Origin of the sequence: Streptoverticillium reticulum, from assembly GCF_047456005.1 — a bacterium.
GTDB classification, from domain to species: Bacteria; Actinomycetota; Actinomycetes; order Streptomycetales; family Streptomycetaceae; genus Streptomyces; species Streptomyces reticulum.
Window position 1 is genome coordinate 2,041,097 of sequence record NZ_CP179755.1, and the last position, 14,934, is coordinate 2,056,030.

Sequence of the window (14,934 nt, forward strand, 5' to 3'; positions counted from 1 at the left end):
GCTCTCGTCCTGCACCAACGCTCTCCCCAGCAGGGCTGTACGCGCTCATCCTTACCGCTTGCCCCGCGCCACCGGAAGCAACCTCAACAACAAAACCAACGGACCTCAACCGACCCTGGCACGGGAATGCGTCCAAGCGAACGGCAAGGTTAGTACGGACACTCGTGCGACTGTAGGCCGCCTCCCGGGATCGCTCCGCATCGGTCATCCGCCGCCGCCTCGCTGCACAATCTCCACCCACAACAGGCCACGGACGAGCGACTGCGATCGTAGCCATACCACGCCACGGCGCATACAGTTGTTCGAATAATTGGGTCCCGCAACCTACCGGAATCATCTCCTCCCCAGCCGCTGCCGACCACCGCCGTACCATCGAACTCGCAGACAGCACCCCCGCCGAAACAAGCCGACGGGGGTCAACATCTGTCACGCCGGTGTCACCAACAGCGTTGACGCACCTGGACGGTGAGATCCGAACTCGGTCAAACACACCCGACCTGGACCACATGGACACCAGAAGACGACTTCGCCTACCTGTGCCATGTGGTACCCAACGCGGGCCCCAGGACCAGGACTGGGGCGTCTTCTGGCCCGTCAGAGCGGTATTGGAGGGTGTTCGCCGGTGTCTCACTCACCCGCCAGACCCTCTCATCTGTCACGACAGCCCCTATGAGGGGGGGCCTGATGTGGGTCCTGCCCTCCTTGATGCGGCGTTCGTAGTAGTCCTGGGTACGCGGGTCGAAGCGCAGGCGAGTGCATCGAGGCCGAAGGCTTCAAGAGCCCCACGGAGGGACGAACGCCGGCCAGGGCACTGTCCTGCTCCGGGTCAGCCGACGGCTTCCGACGTCGGGTAGCGCACCGTTCGCCACTGGTCTGGCATGCCGGTCGATAGCCTGTCGTTATGTCAGAGCATGTCGTCCTGGGTCGCACGGGTGGCCTGATCTCTCTGGGCGCTGCGGACGCCCTGTGGGCCGGTTTGACGGCTGACAGTGCTGTGCCAACGGCTTCTGGGGTGTTCACCGGCCCTCCTGCCGATGCCCGGGTGGAGTACGTCCTGCTCGGCGGCCGTGTGGTGGGGATGGCGAAGACAAGCGGCGGCCGGTGGAGTGTTGCGGAGCATGAGGTGCGCCGGGCGGCGGCGGAGCTGAGCACGCTGGAGATGGACTGCCGGGACCTGGTCCGTATCGGTCCGTTCCGTATCGGTCCGTTCCGTGGCGCGCCGGAGCAGCAGTGCAACGAGGGGACGCTGCTGCGCTGGCGCCGGCGCGTCATGCGGGAAGTGCAGGAACCGGGCGGCCCGGGGCGGGCAGCACGAGGTGAAGATGGCAGGTCATGCCATCTGGCGGGGATCGACTGGCGGCAGGTAATGGTGGAGCGGACCCGTGAGGGGGCGGGGCGGACATGGTGGCTGCCGCGTGCCGTGGTCAGGCTGCTGGACGCGGCCGAGCACGCCGAATCGCAGTGGCTGCACGCCGCGCCGGCCCGTCAGGCAAGCGCGGTCGCCACCGAGCGGGCCTCTCACCACCGGCAGACCCGTGCTGCCGACAGCCGGCAGACGGCGGGCCCCGAGGGCCCAACCGCCCCGCTGCGCCCGTACAACGGGGAGTTGGAGGGCCAGCTGTACTCGGCGCTCAGCAGGAAACCTGGCATCTCCCGCAAGGTGGCCCAGTGGGCTTGCGCCGTGTGCCGCACCGCACCCGCCACCGTGCTCGACCACTGCCACGAACACGGCTACGCCCGTGCCCCCGTCTGCCGGTCCTGCAACACGCAAGAGCGGCCCGACCATCTGTACAGCAACGACATCCGCGTGGCCGGCCACTACCGGCACCTCTTCCACACCCACGCCGCGGACTGGCTGCGCCACTGGCACCGCTGCCCCGGCTGCCGCGCCCGCACCACCCTGCCCTTGCCCCACCTCGCCGCATGGACCGCCCACATAGCCTGCCGGCCGCTGCGCCCGACCCACCGCGTCTCCCGAGGGCGCGAACCCTGCGGTGTGCTGCGCGTGTCCTGGACCGGCAGCCAGAACGCGCCGCGTTCCTGCCTGCTCACGGTCACCGTCGACTTCTGCCCCTCCGGCGAGCACCGCTTCCTGGCGCACGTCCCCTACCGCGAAGCCGCCGGGCAGTTCCGCACCTGGCTGGCCGAGACCGCCCCTGCCGTGTCCGCCGCGGCCGGTCCCGACCGCCTGGACGACCTCCCCGCCCAGCCCCGGCCAGTCATCGCGGACACCAGCGGTGAAGGGCTGGCGCTGTTCTGACCGGACACCGGGAGACCGGACGTCAATGTCAACCCGCAGCCCACCCAGGGAGTTTGCCCGCAGGACGAGGGCAGCTCGTCAAACGCCCGTGCTCACAAGCCGCGTGAACGGCCCATTGACCCACGGGGTTTGACCATTGCTCCTGCGAGAGCGTGCGGCGCGGCTGGGTCAGGAGCCCTTGACCTTCGGCTTGTTCGTGCCGGAGTCCCAGGTCCATTGGGTGCTGGTGAACGGCGTGCGCTGGAAGCAGGTGCGGGCAATGGTGCCGAGGCTCATGTATGCCTCCTCGGCGTAACCGGTCTTCTTACGGTCCTTGGCGTACTGGTCGATCTTGCCGTTCACCGTCTGGAGCGTCGTGTACTGGGCGCTGCCGACGCCGATGATGAAGCGGACGGCGGCGTCGAACTGGTCGCCGGGGTCGTCGGCGCGGTTCTTGGGGCCCGTGAAGAGGTTGCCGGGCAGCCATATGTAGACCTGGGCGAAGCTGTCCCAGCCGGTAGGCCGGGCGGCACCGGCCTGGTGGGTGATGGTCTTGTTCTTGATGCCGGTGGCGAGGTCTTTGACGTGCTGACGGTCCGCGGGCACCAGCGTGGTCCCGTACTTGTCGACGTTCTGGATGATCGCGTTGAGCACCGGGTCCGCGGCGGTCAGGACCTTGTCCTCCAGGACCGCGTTCCACAACCAGATCAGCCCGACTCTGGGGCTCTTGGGCACGATGTGGTGGTACATGAGCTCGACCTGATGGCCGGAGACCGTCCCGCTCCCCGGGGCCGGGTAGGGGTGGGAAAGCTCCTGCATGGCAAGGTTGTAGGCAGGCATGGCCGTCGGCGCTCCTCGACTCGCCCAGCAGTGCGGGACCGAAGAGCCGATGCTGCCAAAGAGCCCGTCACGGCGGACAGAGGGCGGGAGGGTTTCCAGCCACCGGGACGCTCGGGCACGCTCCTCGCAAAGCCAATGAGCAAGCGGCGCGGTAGATCACAGGTGACACGGCTTTCTCTGGGCTCACACGTCCCCGTGTCCAGGTGCCCAAGCCGACGCGGGGGAACCTCCGGTACCACGGCGCAGGGGACCTGACTTCACGGAACCTCACGCTGCTCATCCTCGTCGGCCGACGCCGTTCGCAGCGTCTCGCCTCGGACCGGGAAGACCGTCGGCATCTGCTCGTGGAAATCGACGTCATGTGCGTGTCGGTCGCGTTGGCGTCGGTACTCATGCGTGGGGGGTGATGACGGCACGTCCTTGGATCTTGCCGTCGTGCAGGAGTTGGTACGCCTCGGCGGCGCGTTCCAAAGGGTCCCCGGGCGTGAACCCGGTGACGCCCGCTCCCGGCCGTTCCACCCGTCCCGCGTTCTCGTGGCCGAGGGTGAAGGGCAGTTCGGTGACGAGCCCGGGTGGTGGCCCGGGTGCCTCCATGATGTGCAGATCGGAGTGGCACGCACCGGCACCCGCGACCTTCACCAGCACCTGCCCCGGTCCGGGCTCGGGAACCGGCACCTCGCGCAGCTCCGGCGAATGCCGCCACCCGACCAGTTGAAAAACCCGCATTGCGATCCGTCACACGCACGCGCTCAGTCGCGGATACCGTCGATGTCGACCAGGACGTGCCGCGGTCCGCGGAAGATCTGGTTGTGCCGGTACGGCGGCGGGTCCTCGACGAGCCGGGGGCTCTCCACCCGGCGGACGAACTCGCCGACCGCGACCTGGACCTCGAGTCGGGCGAGCGGCGCGCCGAAGCAGAAGTGGATGCCCTGGCTGAAGCCGAGGTGCTGGTTGTCGCGGCGCTCGAGATCGAGTTCATCGGGGTCGGTGAACCGTTCCGGGTCGCGGTTCGCCGAGCCGTACGCCAGGAAGATCGGTGCTCCCTTGGGGATGGTGGTGCCGGCGATGTCGATGTCTTCCAGGGCGGAGCGGGTGTGCCAGAACTGCACCGACGACTCGAAGCGCAACAGTTCCTCCACCGCGGGCACGATCAACTCCGGCCTGCGGCGCAGCTGCTCCAGCGCGTCGGGGTGGCGCAGCAGGGTGAGGACGCTGTGGGCGATCAGGTTGACCGTGGTTTCGTGTCCCGCGAAGATCAGGAGCAGGGCGTTGCTCGCGAGGACGCCCTTGGACATCCGTCCTTCCGGGCCGTCCTCGTTGACCAAGGCGGAGAGCATGCCCGGACCGGGCTGGTCGGCGTACCGGTCGAGCAGCTCGGCTGCGAACTGTCCGAAGTCCTGCACGGCCTGCCGGGCCCCGGCCAGTCGGCTCCGGATCTCTTCGGAGGCGGCTTCGGGGCCGAAGTCCAGGGCGTCCAGGGCCGTTTCGATCCAGTGGTGGAAGCGTGGCTCGTCCTCCAGTGGCACGCCCAGGACCTTGCAGATCACCGTCACCGGCAGGGGGTAGGCGAAGTCGTCGACGGCGTCGATCCGGGTCTTGCCCCTCATGCCGTCCAGGAGGCCGTCCACGAGGCGGCGGATGTCGGGTTCCAAGTCGGAGATCAGGTGAGGCGCCTGGGGCGGGCCGACGAAGTGCGGCATCATCGTCCGGCGGTCCCGGTCGTGCTCGGGTGGATCGCAGGTGATGATGTTCGGCTCGGTCAGCGCCTCTCTGATCGGCTCAGCCGCCGGTTCCCCCGAGTCCTCCGTACGGGCCGCGACCGGGACCGGACACTTCCTCGGGTCCGAACTGACCCGGGGGTCGTGGAGCAGCGTGACGATCTCCCGGTAGGTGCTGACGACATAGGTGCCGTCCGGTTGCCGCGCCACCGGTGTCTTGCGCAGTTCCTCGTAGAACGGGTACGGGTTGGCGCGGTTGGCGTAGCGCAGGGCCTGCTGCCAGGGGGTTTCCTCGACCACGAGGCTCCCCTCCTTCTTCCTGTCGGTGCTGTCCGCTCGTCCGCCCGGTCGGCGGTCGGGTCAGCGATGTCGCGGCCGGAACTCGGCCGTACGCTCGCTCGGGGCGTGTCCGGTCAGGACGACGTCGGGGATCGCCGTCGGGACCCTCGGGTCCGGGAACTCGGCCGGCATCGGCTTCATGTCGGGCGGCTGGTCCCAGCCCGGCGGCGGAGGCGGGAACGGACCGGACCGCTCGATCAACTTCCCGTAGTATTCCAGCCACTTGCCGTGATCGAAGGTGACGGCCGCGACGATGCGGCCCCGGTGACCGTAGGCGGCGGCGAAGTGGCGTTCCTCGACGGATCCCTGGGTGAAGACGATCTCGTCGCCGAAAGGCGGCACGCCGACGGACTTGATGTTCACGCCGAACTGACCGGACCAGAAGCCGGGCAGCAGCAGATGCGGGCGGTAGTCGGGTTCGAGGTTCACCATGTTGTGGGCCGCGGCCTCCGCGCCGAGCACCGCGTTGTCCCAGTGCTCCATCGCCAGGAACTGATACTCGTAGAGCACATGCGGCGCACGTGCCACATCCCCTGCCACGAAGATGCTGTCGGTGACCACGCCGTTGATGTCGAAGGCCCGTCCGCCGGCGTCGCATCCGACGCCCCAGAAACCGGCCGCCAATCCGGAGCCCTCCAACCATTCCACGTTGCGTATCGACCCCAGCGAAGTCACCACCACATCGGCGTCGACGGTCGAACCGTCCGAAAGCTGAGCACGCCGCACGTGCCCGCCGGAGTCGCCCTCCAGCGACGACACGCCCAGCCCGCAGCGCAGGTCCACGCCGTGATCGCGCTGCAGCTGCGCGGCGATCTCCCCGATCACCCCGCCGAGCGCGCCGACCAGCGGCGCCGAACCCCGCTCGACGACGGTCACCGGGATGTCCAGTTCCCGGCAGACAGAGGCCACTTCCGAGCCGATGAACCCGGCGCCGATGACCAACACCCGCGACGGCGGCTCGGCCAGCTCCTTCTGCAGCTGCGCGGCATCATCGCGCGAGCGGATCGTGTGGACCCCGTGCAGGGCGGCCTCGGCCGGGTTGGGCCACTGCCGCGCGCGGGTGCCCGTGGCGATCAGCAACCGGTCGTACGGGACCTGCGCACCGTCGGCCAGGCGCACCTGCTTGGCGGCCCGATCCAGCCCGATGGCAGCCACCCCGAGTCGCCAGTCGGCATCCACTTCCCGCATGCGGGGCAGCTTGGTGTGGTCGGCCGGCACCCAGCCCTTGAGCACCTGCTTGGACAGCGGCGGACGGTCGTACGGCTCGTACGGCTCGTCCCCGATGATGGTCAGAGAACCGGTGAAGCCCTCCTCGCGCAGAGTCTCCGCGGCCCGCAGCCCGGCCAGAGAAGCACCCACGATGACGATCCGGCCGCTGGCCCGGAACTCGCGCACCAGCTCCGCGACCGTTGCCCGCAAGGTCATGGCGTCTGGCCCCGCTCCTCGCCGTCCAGGCGGTCGATCACGATCGCCTGCACCGGGCACGCCGCAGCGGCTCGCTCGACCTGCAGGCGCCGCTGGTCATCAGGGTTCGGCTCATAGGTGAGCGCCTCCTGACCGTTCAACCTGAAGACCTCGTGCGCCAGATACACGCACTGTGCGTATCCCTGGCAGCGATTCAAGTCCACGACGATCCGCATGGGCAGACTCCTTCCGCTCTGCCGACCGCCCCACGGCGGACCACCGACACGGTCATGCGGCTGTGGCGGGGTTCAGGCCGTCTGCCAGGTGAGCCGACCGCGGGTGTTCTACCCGTCAGCCCGGAACCCCGGCTGAGCAGGTCCGGTCTTATTCGCTGCGCTGCCGCTTCACGGGTGACGTCTGTCGGAGTGTCGCAGCGCGAAGGGCGCGTCCCTCCTCCCATGGCGCCGGCATTCAAAGCTCGGCCCGGCCGTTGCGCCCCTGGAAAAATGCTCGCACCGCCTTCCGGCGATCGCAAACCGCCGTTCGGGGCCCGGCACGTCGGTCACCCCCGAGGAGACCGTCGCGCCACGGCAACGGCGTGCCGGAGGAAACCGGAGTACACGCCCGCGTGCCCGAGGGCGAGCGTCTCGCGGTCCAACCGCACCTCGCGGGCCTGCAGGGGCGGACGATGCCAGTCGGCAGCGTCCATCAGACGGAACAGGTCGCAGCTTCCGCGGCCATCACACGTCTGTCACCGACTACGCCGGCTCCCCCGGACCGCGATGCCCTGACCTGTTACTACGCACCCGCCCTGGACTGACGTGGACGCCCGAAGACGGTGTCTACAACCTGTGCCAGGTGGTGCCCGGCTCGGGGCCGAGGGCGAGGACGGGCCCGCCCTCGGGGCCGTCCAGCCGGTGCTGAAGGGTCTGCTTCTCGCTCACCCGCGCCACGCTGTCCGCAGTGCGGGGTTCCCCGCCGTCAGGGGGTGGTCGTCGAGACGACGTAGACCTTCGGGTGCTTCGGGTCGTCCAGGTTGGCGGTGATCTCCAGCTCCGGCTTGGGGCGGTCGCCCTGCTGGTGGACCGTGCCCTTCCAGTGGTGGCCGCTGCCGAACTTCCAGCCGACGACGGCCGCCTCGTCCTGGTCGATGGTGATCTCGCCGTCCTTGAGGGCGGACGCATTCGTGCCGACGCTCTTGAGCCACTTGTCGAACTTGGCGGGCGTGGTCGTGAACTGGAGGTACAGCGAGCTGGACTTCCAGGAGTTGTCCTCGTAGTGCGCGACCCCGGTCGCGTAGTACGGCACCGACATCCCGTAGATGCGGCGCTGGAGGCGCGACGGCCAGCCCTCCTCCAGCTGGCCGTCGGTGGCCTGCTCCTCCTTCTCCCCTGCCGGGCCGCGGCTCTGCAGTGCGGAGATGTAGAGGTACCCGGCGGGGACGGCGATGAGCAGGAAGACGATGACGGCCTTGAGCCAGCGGCGCGGCGGGCGTCCGCCGTCGCCGCCGCCTATGGGCTGTTCCGGCGCGGTGGGCGCCTGGTTTCCGGTGTGTTCCATGGTGATCACCCGCGACCTGCCTTCGCATAACGCTCGTATCGTTCGACCCGGCGCCGGTTGGCGCGCCGGAAGCGCCGCGCCACCAGGCGGGCCAGGTCGGCGGCGCCGACCATGCCGGCCTCGGGGCCGAGCTGGGCCTTGACGATCCGGGCCTCCGGCCGGTAGCCGCGGCCGGTGAGGTGGCGCCGGAAGGCGTCCCGCGCCGGGCCGATGAGGAGGTCGTCGGCGGCGCTGACGCCGCCGCCGATGACGAAGCAGGAGGGGTCGAGGGCGGCGGCGAGGTTGGCGATGCCGACGCCCAGCCACTGGCCGATGTCCTGGAGGAGCTCGACGCACATGGCGTCGCCGGAGCGGGCCAGCTCGGTGATCAGCGGGCCGGTGATCTCCTGGACGTTGCCGCCGACGCGGTCGATGATGCCCTGTGCCACCGGGGACTCCGCCGCGGCCAGCTCGCGGGCCTCGCGGACCAGCGCGTTGCCGGAGCTGTACTGCTCCCAGCAGCCGCGGTTGCCGCAGGGGCAGCGGTGTCCGCCGGGGACGACCTGCATATGGCCGAACTCGCCGGCGACGCCGAACTTGCCGCGCTTGACCTGGCCGTCCTCGAGGATGGCGCCGCCGATGCCGGTACCGAGCGTGATCATGACGAGGTGGTCCTCGCCGCGGCCGGCACCGAAGCGCCACTCCGCCCAGGCGGCGGTGTTGGCGTCGTTGTCGACCATGACGGGCACGGCGAGCCGGCCGGCGAGGCGGTCGCGCAGCGGCTCGTTGCGCCAGGACAGGTGCGGGGCGAAGAGGACGCGGTTGCGGTCGGCGTCGACCCAGCCGGCCGCGCCGATGCCGACGGCGTGCACGTCGTGCCGGTCGGAGAGGTCGAGGACGAGTTCGGTGATGGTGTCCTCGACGACCTTGGGGCTCTTGGACTTGTCCGGCGTCTCGGTGCGGATCTTCTCGAGGATCGTGCCGTCGGCGTCCACCACGCCGGCCATGACCTTGGTGCCGCCGATGTCGATGCCGACGGTGGGGACGCGGGGGGCGGTGAGGTGGGAGCGGCGCTCGCGGGTGCCCACGGTGCGCAGGACGGTCGCTCTGGCGGTACCCCGGTGCACCCTGTCGCGGTACATGCTCATCGCGCCACCTCCGCGCTGCGCGGTCCGGCGGGTGTTCGGGGGCGTGCTCGCACGAGTCGTCGTCCCTGCGGTGGTCTCGGGAGGCCCGCGGCCTCGTGGGTGTGGTCGTCGCCGATTGTGCCTCACCGGGGGTGGGCGGTGCACAACGGCGGGGGCGGGACGGTCGCCCCGTCCCGCCCCCGCCGCGCCGGCCCGGCGGTCAGCCGGCCGGGTCCGTGTCGACCTTCTTCCCGCCGATCACGTCGGGGCCCGGGGCCCGCTCCAGCTCGTGGCTGAGCTGGTCCAGCTCGCTGCCGCCCGCCATCTGGCGGGTCAGCTCGTCCAGGGCGATCCCGGACTTGGTGTGGCTGCCGGCCATCGCGCCGCGCTTGAGCAGCACGAAGCGGTCGCCGACGAGGTAGGCGTGGTGCGGGTTGTGCGTGATCAGGACCACGCCCAGGCCCGCGTCCCGGGCGGACGCGACGTACTTGAGGACGACGCCGGACTGCTTGACGCCGAGCGCGGCCGTGGGCTCGTCCAGCACCAGGACCTTCGCGCCGAAGTAGACGGCCCGGGCGATGGCCACGCACTGCCGCTCGCCGCCGGAGAGGGTGCCGATGGGCTGGTCGACGTCGCGCAGGTCGATGCCCATGCGCAGCAGCTCCGCGCGGGTGGTCTCACGCATCTGCTGGACGTCGAGGCGCTTGAAGGGACCGCGGCCCTTGGTCGGCTCCGAGCCCAGGAAGAAGTTCCGCCACACCGGCATCAGGGGAACCACGGCGAGGTCCTGGTAGACCGTGGCGATGCCGCGGTCCAGCGCCTCGCGCGGGGAGCCGAGGCGGCTCTCCTCGCCCTCGATCTCGAAGGTGCCCGCGTCGTGCTGGTGCAGCCCCGCGATGATCTTGATGAGGGTGGACTTGCCCGCGCCGTTGTCGCCCAGCACACAGGTGATCTCCCCCGCGTGCACCTCCAGGGAGACGCCCTCCAGGGCGCGGATGTTGCCGTAGTACTTGCTCACGTCCGTGAGCCTGACCAGCGCGGTCATTTGCTCGCCTCCGCCCGCTTGCGGACCCATGCGTTCAGCAGGGTGGCCAGCAGCAGCATGGCGCCCAGGAAGAACTTGAACCAGTCCGGGTTCCACTGCGCGTAGACGATGCCCTTGCTGGTCATGCCGAAGATGAACGCACCGACCGCGGACCCGAACGCCGAGCCGTAGCCGCCGGTCATCAGACAGCCGCCGATGACGGCCGCGATGATGTAGAGGAACTCGTTGCCCACGCCCTCGCCGGACTGCACGACGTCGTAGGACATCAGCAGGTGCTGGCCCGAGATCCAGGCGCAGAAGGCCACGCCCATGTACAGGCCGATCTTGGTCTTGTTGACCGGGACGCCGACCGCGCGGGCCGCGTCGGAGCCGCCGCCGACCGCGAAGATCCAGTTGCCGACGCGGGTGCGCAGCAGCACCCAGGTGGCCAGGGCCACCAGGCCGAACCACCACAGGATGGTGACCTGCAGGTCCACGCCGCCGAGGGTCAGGTGGGAGGCGAAGACGGCCCGGGCCGACTCGAAGCCCTCCATGTCACCGATGGTCTTGGTGGACACGGTGCCGCTGATGAGCTTGGTGAAGCCGAGGTTGAGACCCGTGAGCATCAGGAAGGTGCCGAGCGTGATGATGAAGCTGGGCAGCTTGGTACGGGTCAGCATGAAGCCGTTGAAGAAGCCGATCGCGAGGGTCGCCAGCAGCGAGACCCCCACGCCGACCCAGACGTTGGCCGTCATCTGGTAGCTGAACATCGACGAGATCAGCGCCGAGCTGGTGACCATGACACCGGTCGACAGGTCGAACTCGCCGCCGATCATCAGCAGCGCGACGGGCACGGCCATGATGCCGATCGTCGACGAGGCGTAGAGGACCGTGGAGAGGCTCGACGCCTGCAGGAAGCTTTCGGCGACGAACGAGAAGAAGAGGAAGACGGCCGCGGCACCGACGACCGCGCCCAGTTCGGGGCGGCCCATCACATGGCGCAGCCAGCTCTGGCGCACCAGGCGTTCGTCGGCCTCCGCCGGGGCTGCTGCGCTCATCGGGTGCCCCGCTTCGTGTAGTCGGCCAGGGCCTTCGCGTCGTCCTTGGTGATGATCTGCGGGCCGGTCAGCACCGGCCGGCCGCCGCCGAGGACGTCGGCGTTGTACTTGTACAGCCACAGCAGGTCGACCGCCTGGTAGCCCTGGAGGTACGGCTGCTGGTCCACGGCGAAGCCGAGGGAGCCGTCCTGGAGGGCGTCGGCGACCTTGGCGTTGAGGTCGAAGGTGTCGACCTCGGCCTTGCTGCCGGCCTGCTGGGCGGCCTTGACCGCGGTGGGCGCGAAGGGGGCGCCGAGGGTGACCACGGCGTCGATGTCCTTGTCGGACTGGAGCTTGGCCTCGATGGACGACTGCACGTTGGGCATGTTGGTGCCCTCGACGTAGAGGTTCTGCAGGTCGCCCTTGAAGGTCTTCTGCACGCCGGCGCAGCGCTGCTCGTGGCCGACGTTGCCCTGTTCGTGCAGGACGCAGACGGCCTTCTTCTTGCCGCGCTTGTTGAGCTCGTCGCCGACGGCCTCGCCCGCGATGGTCTCGTCCTGGCCGATGTGGGTGAGCGCACCGAAGGCCTTGGACTCCTCGGAGCCCGAGTTCACGGTGATCACCGGGATTCCGGCCGCCTTTGCCTTGGCCACGACGTCCTTCATCGCGTCGGGCTTGGCGAGGGTGACGATCAGGCCGTCGACCTTCTGGTCGATCATGGCCTGGACGTCCTGGGCCTGTTTGTTGCCCTCCACGTCATGGGCGTAGAGGAATTTGATGTTGTCCTTGACCGCCGCCTGCTTCGCACCGTTCTGGACGATGTCCCAGAACGTGTCGCCATCACCCGAGTGGGTGACCATCGCGAAGGTCCACCGGGGCGTGTCGACCGCAGCGTGCCCCTGGGCGGCCGCCTTGGCCCGCTCCTCCGCGCGCTTGCCGCCCGTACTGCTGCACCCCGCCAGAGTGGCGCCGAGCACCGTTGCCAGCACCACGCTCAGCGCGCGTACGCCTGTCCGAACCCTTGCCACGAGGACTTGCCCTTCCCACTGTCTGTCACGGTGCGGCCGGACCCCGATCGTGCAGGCCCAACCGCCCAAGTATCCGTCACCATCCGTCACCGCTGTCGGCCGGGGCGTCGGCGGTACGTACCGGGCTGTGCCGTGTGGGTGGAGTTCTAGTGGCGGACGCCACACCGCGTCAAGACTTTGTCAGAACATTCTTACGACGGGACAAGCCTGGCCGCCTGCTACGGGCGGGCCAGCAGCTGGAAGTCGAAGGAGTAGCGCGAGGCCCGGTAGAGGTGGGAGCCGAACTCCACCGCGCGGCCCGTGTCGTCGAAGGTGGTCCGCTCCATCGTCAGCAGCGGGGCGCCCTCGGGCTCGGCGAGTAGCCGGGCCTCCTCGGCCGTGGCGGCGCGGGCGCCGATCGTCTGGCGGGCGCTGTGCAGGGTGATGCCTGCGGTGCGCATGAGGCGGTAAAGGCCGGTCTCCGCGAGCGTGTCCGCGCCGAGGTCGAGCAGGCCGACGGGGAGGTGGTTGCGCAGGTGGGCCATGGGCTCGCCGTGGGCCAGGCGCAGCCGCTCGACGTAGTGGACCTCGGCGCCCTCCGGCACGCCGAGGGCCGCGGCGACCTGCGCCGTTGCGGGCTCGACACCCTGGCGCAGCACGCGGGTGGCGGGCTTCTGGCCCGCCGCCTCCAGGTCGTCGTAGAGGCTGCTCAGCTCCAGCGGGCGCTTGACCTGGCTGTGCACGACCTGGGTGCCCACGCCTCGGCGGCGTACGAGCAGGCCCTTGTCCACCAGCGACTGGATGGCCTGGCGGACCGTGGGCCGGGACAGGCCGAGGCGCCCGGCCAGCTCGATCTCGTTGCCGAGGAGACTGCCGGGGGCGAGCACGCCCTGCTCGATGGCGGCTTCCAGCTGTTGGGACAGCTGGAAGTAGAGGGGGACGGGGCTGGTGCGGTCGAGGGTGAATTGGAGGGGTTGCTTCGCCACGGAGGGAGCGTAGCCGGGCCGCCTGTTGACGGGAAGTCCGGACGTTCGGTTGTTCGGACATATCGGTCGGCGGCGGGTGAGGCAACCGCCCCGCACCCCTTACGAGGCGCGGCCACCGTCACAGCTCGCCGTACGGATCCACCTCCGCCAGCCTCCCCAGCAGTTCGCCCACGCGCTTGGCCACCGAGTCGCGGTCGCCCTCGGCCAGGTCCGCACCCAGGGCGCAGGCCACCGCTCCTGCGGCGATCCACTCCGGCGCGCTGTCGACCGAAACTCCCCCGCCGCTCACCACCAGTGCCGCCTGCGGCAGTTCGGCCCGGAGGTCCTTGACCCAGTCCGGGTGCGGCGAGGGCGACGGGAAGAGCTTGACCGCGTCGGCCCCCATCTCCAGCGCCCGGACGATCTCCGTCGGCGTCGCGACGCCGGGGAAGACCGGGATGCCGTAGCGGTGGCCGGTGCTGATGACCTCGTGGTCGAGGATGGGCGAGGAGAGGAAGCAGGCGCCCGCGTCGATGGCCATCCGGGCCGAGGCCGCGTCCAGCACCGCGCCGGCGCCGATCAGGCCCTCGTCGCCGACCTCCCGGGCCAGTGTGGTGACGGCCTCCAGCGCGAAGGGCGTGGTGAGGGATATCTCCAGGCTGGTGACCCCCGCGGAGATCAGGGTGCCCGCCGTGACCGCGGCCTGGTCGTAGCTGTCGCCGCGGACGACGGCGAGGACTCGCTGCGCGAGTGCGGCTCGGGTGATCTCCCAGCGGTACACGGCAGTTCGCCGCCCTTCTCGGTGTACATGGCGTGTGTTGTCGACAGGCGGGGCTCATGGGCCGGGACGGGCGTCAGGCGGTCGACCACCGCCTCCGCTGCGGAACTTCGTGCACGATCGTCGATGCCATGGACACCACGCCCCCTCCCCGGAACGCCGCTCTACCGAAACGTTAACGGGAGGCACCGACAATCGGCCCCGGACGGGCGGCATGGGTCGCGTGAAGGCGCGAAAAGGGGAGCGCGCCCGCCCCCGCCCGCCGCAGCGGGCGTCGCGCGGCCGTGCCGGCGCGCGCCCCCTGCCGGGGAACCGGGAAAAGGCGGGGCCCGCCACCGTGGAACGGTGACGGGCCCTCCCGCAGGGCGGGTTGCTCAGCAGGTCCAGTCGACCTGGGCGAAGCTCGCGTAGTGGTCCGCGGTGTAGTAGTCCTCGTGGTCGCCCTGTCCGGTGATGATGCGCTTGGTGCCGCGGGTCGGGGCGCCCGGGGTGATGACCGTGTACTCGTGGTAGTAGCCGCTGGCCTGCTGCGGGAGCGCGCCCTCGCGGTTGGAGAAGACGATCCCGTCCCGCGGGTACGGGAAGGGGCCGCCCTGGTCGATGAGGTTCAGGGTGTCGTGGGCCTGCGACGGCAGCTGCGAGTAGCAGACGTCGCCGACGGACTGCACGTCGGCGGACTGCACGCTCGCGACCGCGGCCACGGCGACGGTGTGCGGGGCGGCGACGGCGGGCGTGCCGAGCAGCAGGACGGAGGACAGGGCCGCGAGCGCGCCGATGCGGGCGAAGCGATGGGGGGTTGTCATGTCCGACAGCATGGCGGCCGGTGACCGTGCCATGTCAATGGCGTGATCTTGATGTTTTCCTGATGTTCACCAGGTGTGACGCGTACACGAAGGAATCTTTGCCTCCAAGGCAAA

At 69.8% G+C, this 14,934-nt stretch carries 15 protein-coding genes and 1 pseudogene; 1 reads left to right on the forward strand and 15 read right to left on the reverse strand.

Annotated elements, in window-relative coordinates; translation table 11 throughout:
- The first annotated feature begins 901 nt into the window (after positions 1-901).
- The gene (locus ACMATS_RS09160; protein WP_414167606.1) at positions 902-2,260 is read left to right on the forward strand and encodes an endonuclease domain-containing protein; all 1,359 of its coding nucleotides are present in this window, start codon (positions 902-904) and stop codon (positions 2,258-2,260) included.
- A 168-nt stretch (positions 2,261-2,428) separates the two neighbouring features.
- Here ACMATS_RS09160 and ACMATS_RS09165 read toward each other — a convergent pair whose 3' ends face one another.
- The 15 genes and pseudogenes from ACMATS_RS09165 to ACMATS_RS09235 all read right to left on the reverse strand — a co-directional run bounded on the left by ACMATS_RS09165 (position 2,429) and on the right by ACMATS_RS09235 (position 14,820).
- A complete protein-coding gene (locus tag ACMATS_RS09165; protein ID WP_414167607.1) occupies positions 2,429-3,079 on the reverse strand; it encodes a hypothetical protein in 651 nt (216 codons plus the stop codon).
- Positions 3,080-3,469: 390 nt separating this feature from the next.
- Positions 3,470-3,805 (reverse strand): alcohol dehydrogenase catalytic domain-containing protein, encoded by a 336-nt coding sequence (locus tag ACMATS_RS09170; protein ID WP_414167608.1) that lies wholly within the window; start codon positions 3,803-3,805, stop codon positions 3,470-3,472.
- 23 nt (positions 3,806-3,828) lie between these two features.
- Positions 3,829-5,097 carry a cytochrome P450 gene (locus ACMATS_RS09175; RefSeq protein ID WP_414167609.1) on the reverse strand — a complete coding sequence of 423 codons (1,269 nt, stop codon included), beginning with the start codon at positions 5,095-5,097 and terminating at the stop codon, positions 3,829-3,831.
- Between the two features lie 60 nt (positions 5,098-5,157).
- Entirely contained in the window at positions 5,158-6,561 is a 1,404-nt protein-coding gene (locus tag ACMATS_RS09180; protein ID WP_414167610.1) for an NAD(P)/FAD-dependent oxidoreductase, read from the reverse strand.
- Complete coding sequence (locus ACMATS_RS09185; protein WP_414167611.1) at positions 6,558-6,776, reverse strand: ferredoxin; 219 nt, start codon at positions 6,774-6,776, stop codon at positions 6,558-6,560. Before ACMATS_RS09185 ends, ACMATS_RS09180 begins: the two co-directional genes overlap by 4 nt.
- A 341-nt stretch (positions 6,777-7,117) precedes the next feature.
- Positions 7,118-7,267 (reverse strand): annotated as a pseudogene (locus ACMATS_RS09190) (4-hydroxy-2-oxovalerate aldolase); the annotation flags it as partial.
- 115 nt (positions 7,268-7,382) lie between these two features.
- Positions 7,383-7,484 (reverse strand): 3-oxoadipate enol-lactone hydrolase, encoded by a 102-nt coding sequence (locus tag ACMATS_RS09195; protein WP_414167612.1) that lies wholly within the window; start codon positions 7,482-7,484, stop codon positions 7,383-7,385.
- A 37-nt stretch (positions 7,485-7,521) separates the two neighbouring features.
- Complete coding sequence (locus ACMATS_RS09200; protein ID WP_414167613.1) at positions 7,522-8,100, reverse strand: hypothetical protein; 579 nt, start codon at positions 8,098-8,100, stop codon at positions 7,522-7,524.
- Positions 8,101-8,105: 5 nt separating this feature from the next.
- Positions 8,106-9,227 (reverse strand): ROK family glucokinase, encoded by a 1,122-nt coding sequence (locus ACMATS_RS09205; RefSeq protein WP_336414859.1) that lies wholly within the window; start codon positions 9,225-9,227, stop codon positions 8,106-8,108.
- A gap of 199 nt (positions 9,228-9,426) precedes the next feature.
- Positions 9,427-10,251: an ATP-binding cassette domain-containing protein gene (locus tag ACMATS_RS09210; RefSeq protein ID WP_390778134.1), complete on the reverse strand. Its 825-nt coding sequence runs from the start codon at positions 10,249-10,251 to the stop codon at positions 9,427-9,429.
- Positions 10,248-11,288, reverse strand: coding sequence for an ABC transporter permease (locus tag ACMATS_RS09215; protein ID WP_390778135.1), 1,041 nt, complete (start codon positions 11,286-11,288; stop codon positions 10,248-10,250). Before ACMATS_RS09215 ends, ACMATS_RS09210 begins: the two co-directional genes overlap by 4 nt.
- Positions 11,285-12,295 (reverse strand): sugar ABC transporter substrate-binding protein, encoded by a 1,011-nt coding sequence (locus ACMATS_RS09220; RefSeq protein WP_390778136.1) that lies wholly within the window; start codon positions 12,293-12,295, stop codon positions 11,285-11,287. The genes ACMATS_RS09215 and ACMATS_RS09220 overlap by 4 nt, the downstream gene beginning before the upstream one ends.
- Before the next feature lie 218 nt (positions 12,296-12,513).
- Positions 12,514-13,260: a GntR family transcriptional regulator gene (locus ACMATS_RS09225; RefSeq protein ID WP_390778137.1), complete on the reverse strand. Its 747-nt coding sequence runs from the start codon at positions 13,258-13,260 to the stop codon at positions 12,514-12,516.
- Between the two features lie 118 nt (positions 13,261-13,378).
- Positions 13,379-14,020 carry a bifunctional 4-hydroxy-2-oxoglutarate aldolase/2-dehydro-3-deoxy-phosphogluconate aldolase gene (locus ACMATS_RS09230; protein WP_390778138.1) on the reverse strand — a complete coding sequence of 214 codons (642 nt, stop codon included), beginning with the start codon at positions 14,018-14,020 and terminating at the stop codon, positions 13,379-13,381.
- 371 nt (positions 14,021-14,391) lie between these two features.
- Positions 14,392-14,820 carry a ribonuclease domain-containing protein gene (locus ACMATS_RS09235; RefSeq protein ID WP_414167614.1) on the reverse strand — a complete coding sequence of 143 codons (429 nt, stop codon included), beginning with the start codon at positions 14,818-14,820 and terminating at the stop codon, positions 14,392-14,394.
- Positions 14,821-14,934: the final 114 nt, after the last annotated feature.

Excerpts from the sequence above, each read along its gene's own strand:
- ACMATS_RS09160 (WP_414167606.1), top strand. The coding sequence starts at position 902 with ATGTCAGAGCATGTCGTCCTGGGTCGCACGGGTGGCCTGATCTCTCTG.
- ACMATS_RS09165 (WP_414167607.1), bottom strand. The coding sequence starts at position 3,079 with ATGCCTGCCTACAACCTTGCCATGCAGGAGCTTTCCCACCCCTACCCG.
- ACMATS_RS09170 (WP_414167608.1), bottom strand. The coding sequence starts at position 3,805 with ATGCGGGTTTTTCAACTGGTCGGGTGGCGGCATTCGCCGGAGCTGCGC.
- ACMATS_RS09180 (WP_414167610.1), bottom strand. The coding sequence starts at position 6,561 with ATGACCTTGCGGGCAACGGTCGCGGAGCTGGTGCGCGAGTTCCGGGCC.
- ACMATS_RS09185 (WP_414167611.1), bottom strand. The coding sequence starts at position 6,776 with ATGCGGATCGTCGTGGACTTGAATCGCTGCCAGGGATACGCACAGTGC.
- ACMATS_RS09200 (WP_414167613.1), bottom strand. The coding sequence starts at position 8,100 with ATGGAACACACCGGAAACCAGGCGCCCACCGCGCCGGAACAGCCCATA.
- ACMATS_RS09205 (WP_336414859.1), bottom strand. The coding sequence starts at position 9,227 with ATGAGCATGTACCGCGACAGGGTGCACCGGGGTACCGCCAGAGCGACC.
- ACMATS_RS09210 (WP_390778134.1), bottom strand. The coding sequence starts at position 10,251 with ATGACCGCGCTGGTCAGGCTCACGGACGTGAGCAAGTACTACGGCAAC.
- ACMATS_RS09215 (WP_390778135.1), bottom strand. The coding sequence starts at position 11,288 with ATGAGCGCAGCAGCCCCGGCGGAGGCCGACGAACGCCTGGTGCGCCAG.
- ACMATS_RS09235 (WP_414167614.1), bottom strand. The coding sequence starts at position 14,820 with ATGACAACCCCCCATCGCTTCGCCCGCATCGGCGCGCTCGCGGCCCTG.